This is a genomic window from Streptomyces sp. UH6, from assembly GCF_013421635.1.
Taxonomy (GTDB): Bacteria; Actinomycetota; Actinomycetes; order Streptomycetales; family Streptomycetaceae; genus Streptomyces; species Streptomyces abyssomicinicus.
In genome coordinates, this window is record NZ_JACADT010000299.1 from 1 (window position 1) to 6,070 (window position 6,070).

At 72.5% G+C, this 6,070-nt stretch carries 4 protein-coding genes and 1 pseudogene; 2 read left to right on the forward strand and 3 right to left on the reverse strand.

The window, feature by feature from the left end:
* The first annotated feature begins 331 nt into the window (after positions 1 to 331).
* Positions 332 to 1,867: a type VII secretion protein EccB gene (gene eccB / locus HW445_RS15905; RefSeq protein WP_180221672.1), complete on the forward strand. Its 1,536-nt coding sequence runs from the start codon at positions 332 to 334 to the stop codon at positions 1,865 to 1,867.
* A gap of 141 nt (positions 1,868 to 2,008) precedes the next feature.
* Positions 2,009 to 3,268 (forward strand): type VII secretion-associated serine protease mycosin, encoded by a 1,260-nt coding sequence (gene mycP, locus HW445_RS15910; RefSeq protein ID WP_180221673.1) that lies wholly within the window; start codon positions 2,009 to 2,011, stop codon positions 3,266 to 3,268.
* Here the strand turns inward: mycP and HW445_RS15915 are convergent.
* The 3 genes and pseudogenes from HW445_RS15915 to HW445_RS15925 all read right to left on the reverse strand — a co-directional run.
* The gene (locus HW445_RS15915; RefSeq protein WP_180221674.1) at positions 3,240 to 3,566 is read right to left on the reverse strand and encodes a hypothetical protein; all 327 of its coding nucleotides are present in this window, start codon (positions 3,564 to 3,566) and stop codon (positions 3,240 to 3,242) included. The genes mycP and HW445_RS15915 overlap by 29 nt on opposite strands.
* A 216-nt stretch (positions 3,567 to 3,782) precedes the next feature.
* Positions 3,783 to 5,828: a hypothetical protein gene (locus tag HW445_RS15920; protein WP_180221675.1), complete on the reverse strand. Its 2,046-nt coding sequence runs from the start codon at positions 5,826 to 5,828 to the stop codon at positions 3,783 to 3,785.
* 34 nt (positions 5,829 to 5,862) lie between these two features.
* Positions 5,863 to 6,070, reverse strand: a pseudogene (locus HW445_RS15925) (hypothetical protein); the annotation flags it as partial.

A 6,070-nucleotide genomic window follows, 5' to 3' on the forward strand; every position in this document is an offset into this window, starting at 1 on the left:
TCCTGAGCTGCACCGCGCCCGGTGCGGCGTGCGTGCGGGCCGGGACCGGGGGAGGCGTCGCCACCAAACCCCGTGCCGTCCGTGACCGGTCACGGGACCGTGTTCGCGTCCCGGAAGCCATCACCCACACCCCCGCAGTGCTCGCCGTCGTGCGCCCGGCCGGACCGGTTGGACCGGCCGGCTCCGCAAATCCATTGCCCCATAGGTACCTTGAAGGCTTCGGTACCCTACCCGCTCCACCAGGCCCCTCGAGTACCAGGCCTCACGCGTACCAGGCATAGTAGGGGGCCGTCCGACACCGCGGCGGAACACGGGGAGAAGCAGGGCACCGATGGCATCCCGGAGAGACCAGCTCAACGCCTACACGTTCGCGAAGCGCCGCATGCTGGCGTCCTTCACGCATTCCGCGTCCGGAGGTTCGGAGGAGAGCGCACCGCGGCCCCTGCGGGGCATCCTGCCCGGCATGATCACCGGCGTCGTCGTCATGGCCGTCTTCGGGGCCTGGGGCATGTTCAAGCCGACCGCCCCCAAGGACTGGGACCGGCCGTACGAGAAGGTGATCGTCGCCGACAAGTCGACCACCCGGTACGTCGTCCTCAAGACCGGCGGCAAGACCCAGCTGCACCCCGTGCTCAACATGGCCTCCGCCAAGCTGCTGCTGAAGGACGGCAAGGGCGACGTCATCACGGTCGACGAGAAGATCCTCGACACGCAGATCCAGCACGGTGTCACCGTGGGCATCCCCTACGCCCCCGACCGGCTCCCCGACGCAGGGGAGGCCGCGGCGGAGAAGCGCTGGGTGGTCTGCGAGCGCGCGGGCGAGGGCGGGGCCGTGCAGAAGGCCGCGTTCGTCTTCGCCGCACGGGAGATGAAGCGCGTCGAGGGTTCCCAGAGGCTGAGCGGCGGCCAGCTCCTCTACGTCCAGGGCCCCGACGACGCCCGCTACGTCGTCGACGCCACGGGCACCGGGTACCGGATCGACGCGGTGGAGAAGAAGGAGCCCGAGCTCTCCGCCATGCTGCGCGCGGTGGTCGGCTCGGACCGCGAGCCGCAGCGCGTCTCCCGCGAGTGGCTGGAGACCCTCCACAAGGGCGACCCGCTGGCCTTCCCCGAGATCGACGGCCCGCCGGGCCGGCCGGCCGACGCACCCGGACAACTGGACCAGGAGGCCAACCGGGTGGGGATGGTGCTCACGGCGCGCGACGGTGACCGCGACCGGTACTACGTGGTGCTCCCCGGACGCGTGGCACCCGTCTCCGACTTCGTCGCCAACCTGCTCCTCGCCGACAGCGCGCTCGTGTCGGTCGGGCAGGACGGCAACGCCCTCGAGGTCAGCCCCGGCGCGCTGCAGCCGGGTGAGCCGTTCGCCGCGGACCAGAAGTGGCCCACCGCCGACCCGTCCGCCGTCAACGACCCCTCGGGCGCCGGCAAGGCCCGGGACACCGTCTGCAACGTGCTGATGGGCGTCGACCGCGACTCCGGGCGGACCACCCTGCGGACCTGGGCGGGCGACACCTTCCCCGCCGTCCTCGCCACCGGATCCACCAGCGCGTACGTCACCCCGGGCTCCGGGCAGGTGTACCAGCAGTTCCAGGGCAGTGCCACCGACGTCGGCCCCGTCTTCCTGGTCACCGACACCGGCCTGCGGTACGTCCTGCAGTCCAACGGCGACCGCACCGGCGAGGACAGCGAGATCGGCCGGTCCAAGGAGGACCGGGAGAAGCAGCAGCAGGCGGAGCAGGAGGCGCAGAAGCTGCTCGGCTACGCGGACGTCGCACCGACGCCGGTGCCGGCCCCGTGGTCCGCCTACCTGCCCACCGGGCCCCGCCTGTCGACCGCCGACGCCAGGCAGCCGCAGGGCTCCTAGGCGTCACCGGTACCCACGGCGGACGCGGCGCGCACAGTACCCACGGCGCGCACAGTACCCACGGCGGACGCGGCGCGCACGGCACCCACGGAGCGCACGGCACCGACGGCACGTGCCGACACACATGAGGGAAGGAACGCAGTGACCCCCAGGCCCGGGCCCACGCCCAAGGCGGCCGCGGTGCTGGCCGCGGCGGCCATCACGCTCCCGCTCTGCCTGACCGGGGCGGCCCCGGCAGCCGCGGAACCGGTCAGCGGCCAGTGCACGTTCCCGGCCGAGAACTACCCCGGGCGTCCCTGGGCGCTGCAGCGGGTGCTGCTCGACGAGCTGTGGGAGCAGTCCGAGGGCAAGGGCGTCAAGGTCGCCGTGATCGACACCGGCGTCGACATCAAGCACCCCCAGCTGCGCGACGCCGTGGACGCGAGCAGCGGGGGCAACTTCCTGCCCGCCGAGGTCGACGGCGAACCGCTCGAGCGGGGCAGCGCCAAGGGCACCGACGACCAGGTCGGCCACGGCACCAAGGTCGCCGGGATCATCGCCGCCCGGCGCTCCGACGAGACGGGCTTCGCGGGCCTCGCCCCCGAGGCGACGATCATCCCGATCAAGCACAACGACGCCGAGGGCCACGGCAAGGTCGACGAGATGGTCAAGGCCATCGACCACGCCCGCCAGGCCGGGGCCCAGGTCATCAACATCTCCCAGGACACCGGCTCGCCCGTCGACTCGACCCCGCAGCTCAAGGGCGCCGTCGACCGCGCGCTGGCCGCGGACATCGTGGTCGTCGCCTCGGCCGGCAACGAGGGGCTGGGCGGCGAGAGCAAGAACTCCTACCCCGCCGCCTACGAGGGCGTGCTGGCGGTGGCCGCCTCCGACCGCAACGGCGAGCGCGCGCCGTTCTCCCAGTCCGGCGACTTCGTCGACGTCGCCGCACCGGGGGTCGACATGGTCTCCACGGTGCCCGGCGGGGGTCACTGCGCCGACAACGGCACGAGTTTCTCCGCGCCGTACGTCGCCGGAGTGGCGGCGCTGCTGCGGGCCAAGCACCCGGACTGGAAACAGGAGCAGGTCGTCGCGCAGATCGAGTCGACCGCGGAGCGGACGGTCGCCGACCGCGACCGCCTGGTCGGCTGGGGCGTGGTCGACCCGGTCCGCGCCCTCACGGAGGACGACCGCCCGACGCGTTCCCCCGCCCCCGACGGCGGCCTCGCCGGCGCGGAACCCCCGGAACCGGCGCCGCTCACCCTGGGCGAGACCCCCGACGAACGCGACGCCCGCCTCGGATCCTACGTCGCCCTCGCCGCCGCCGCCACGGTGGCCGCCCTCGCCGGCACCGCCATCGCCCTCCGCGACGCCCGCCGACGGCGGCGGGCGGTCACTCGGACAGGCAGTTCAGCGACTTGACGGTGGCGGGCATGTAGGCGCGCATGAAGCGTTCCACGTCCCGTTCACGGTGGGGCTTCATGGGGCCTTCCGCCATCTTCAGGGCGAGCAGGAAACTGTCGGCACCGCCGGAGTCCCGGCACGGCACGCTGGCGATGGCTCCGTTGTTCGCGAGCACCGCCTGCTCTCCGATGCCTTGGACTCGGCGTGGATCGAAGAGACCGATCGACGGGCCACTTCGCGCGAGCGCCATGAGGTCCGGTTTGCCGCTTCCGGCCGAGAACCACAGTTGGAAGACCTCCTTCCTGTCGACGTACACAACGCACCACGACGCTGAGGCTGGTTCACGAAAGCTGGCGCTGGTCCATTCACGTACCGCGCCGTCACCCCCGAGGAGGGGGGTCAGGAGATGTGGGCTGACCCGTGCTCCGCACAGCGATCGCGGCACGTGTGCCTTTCCTGCGGTGCCGCAGGCTGCTGGGGACACCATGAGGACGATCCCCCAGATGACGGCCATCATTCTGGTGCGCATGAGTTATCGCGGTGCTCCCGTGATGCCCCGGCCGTGATCCATGCCACCGATCGCCGTCTGGTTGACCTGCGCCTGCAGTTCGTGGGGTGGCGGGCCGCCCGTCGGCCCGTGGACGCGCCACCAGACCTCGGTGAGTGCCCGCAACTGTTCCTCCCGCGACCGGTAATCGTTCTCGCGCCCCTCGCGAAGCCCCTCCTCGTAGCGCGCCCGCTCGTCCCTCAACCAGCTCTCAGTCGCAGCCGTCACCCCCAGCTGAACCTCCGAGCCGACGATCGGAATGTGCCCGGCCACGTCGTTGGTGATCTCCGCCCACCTCGGCGGCTCAGGCGGCTTCGAGCTCATCTGCACCGACTGCGCGCGGACCTCCTCCATGAAGCCGACCGTCCGCGCCGCCTGGATCAGCGAATCCTTCGGATGCTGCTGCTCCGGCCGATGGATGGCCTCCACCATCGGCGTGTTCAGCCCCACGTTCAGCGTCGCGTAGCCCTGCGGGTCCCTGGACACCTGCTTCGCCACCTCGAACAGGTCGGCCTGCGTGACCGGCGCCGTGTCGTCGTCGAACGCACTCGCCACCTGGTGCACCGTGTCCCCGTGGCTGACCAGGATCCGGCCCACGCCCTCCCGCAGCGTCGGCGGGAGGCGGTCCTCCCACGTGGCCAGGTGCTGCACCGCGTGCTGGAAGACCTCCCTGTTCGCCGCCGTGTGCTCCACGGGGCCCGCCGAACCGGAGGCGTACGGGCCGACGCCGGTCGCGGCCGCCTCCAACGCCGCACCGAAGCCCACGCACATGTCCGTGTCGGCGCGTTCCTGGTCGTGGTCCGGGCGGGGCCCGTCCAGCGCCTCCGGCACGACCGTGAACCAGTCCCGCTCGGCGGCCAGGTACTTCATCCGTCCCTCGTTCCGCAGGTACTCCGCAGCCCCCTCCGGATCGCGGCTCATCAGCCCCAGGACGCCGTCCAGCGGGTCGTTGGCGAACCAGCCGTCCTTGCCGGCCACCGGTCCCACCATGTCCCAGACCTCCGGATCCCTCCGCTCCGCGGCGATCAGGTCGTCGCCCAGGTCCGACAGGTACGGGGACCCGAACTGCCCGCCCTGGCCCATCAGGCTGACCAGCGACTGGTACCCCCGCTCGTTGGTCATCCGGTCCGCGGCGAACCGTGAGGCGTGCGACTCGAGGCCCGCCTCGCGCATGTCGGACCGCCATCGCTCGTACCAGGGCGAGTCCGTCTCCCGCGTCGCCGTCGCCAGGGTCCGCGACAGCCCGGAGGCGACGTCCGTCATGCCGCGGGCCTGGGGGTCTCCCGCCGTGTGGGCCAGGTCGTTGGCCCGGCTGCCCACGGCGAGGAGGCCGTCCGCGCCCAGCCCGCTGAGGAACGTGCGGCTGAAGTGCTCGTCGTGCTGGTTGTCGCGGAAAAGGCGGCGGAGTTCGTCCACCTCCGCCGCGCTCAGCCTCTCGCCCTTGGCCATCCGCGCCGCGAGCGCACTGCCGGCGCGGGCCTCGTACTCCTCCACGTCGTTCAGCGCACCCGCGTTGAAGCCGCCCGCGGTGCCGTCGCCGTTGTGCTCGTCACGCGTCACCGCCCGCAGCGCGATCACGACGCCCTGGTCCGCGTCGTCCACCGCCCGCACGGCGTTGTCGATCCGCTGCTGCCACCCCTCGGCCGACCCGCACGTCTCCCCGGGCCGCGGCGGACGTTGCGCGACGTCCACCGTGACGACCCCACGCCCGGAGACGCGCAGGCCCGCCGCCTCCGCCTCCTTCCGGACGACGGCCAGCCGGCTGCGGAGCTCCGAGAACTGGGTGTAGGCGTCCCGCAGCAGCGCGGCGACGGCCATGGCCTCCTTCCGCGCCGCCCGGTACTCCGCGAGCGTGACGTCGAAGACCGACCCCGCCGTCCGCGCCGCGACCCCGGTCCACCCACCGGGCGGTCCACCGGCCGCCAGGCCGTGCACCTCCGTCAGGTAGTCGCCCTCCTGTACGGCGAACTCCCGCGCCATGTCCTCCCACCGGTCGGCGGCGGCGACCAGACTGGACAGCTCGGCGGTCATGATCTCGTGATACGTCGGCACTGCGCGCCGCCCCCTAGAAGGCGTCGAGCGGCGAGATCAGGCGGAGCCCCTTCTCGACCGCGACGTCCGTGCCGGCGTAGAGGCGGGCCGAACCGCGCAGGGCGGCCTTCTCCGCGCCGAGGCGGTGCATCAGCGCGGTGACCTGGTCGCTCCACGCCTCGTGGGCGTCGTGCAGCGCCTTGCCGGACGCCCACCCGTCGCCGTCCGCCGCGGCCAGCGCC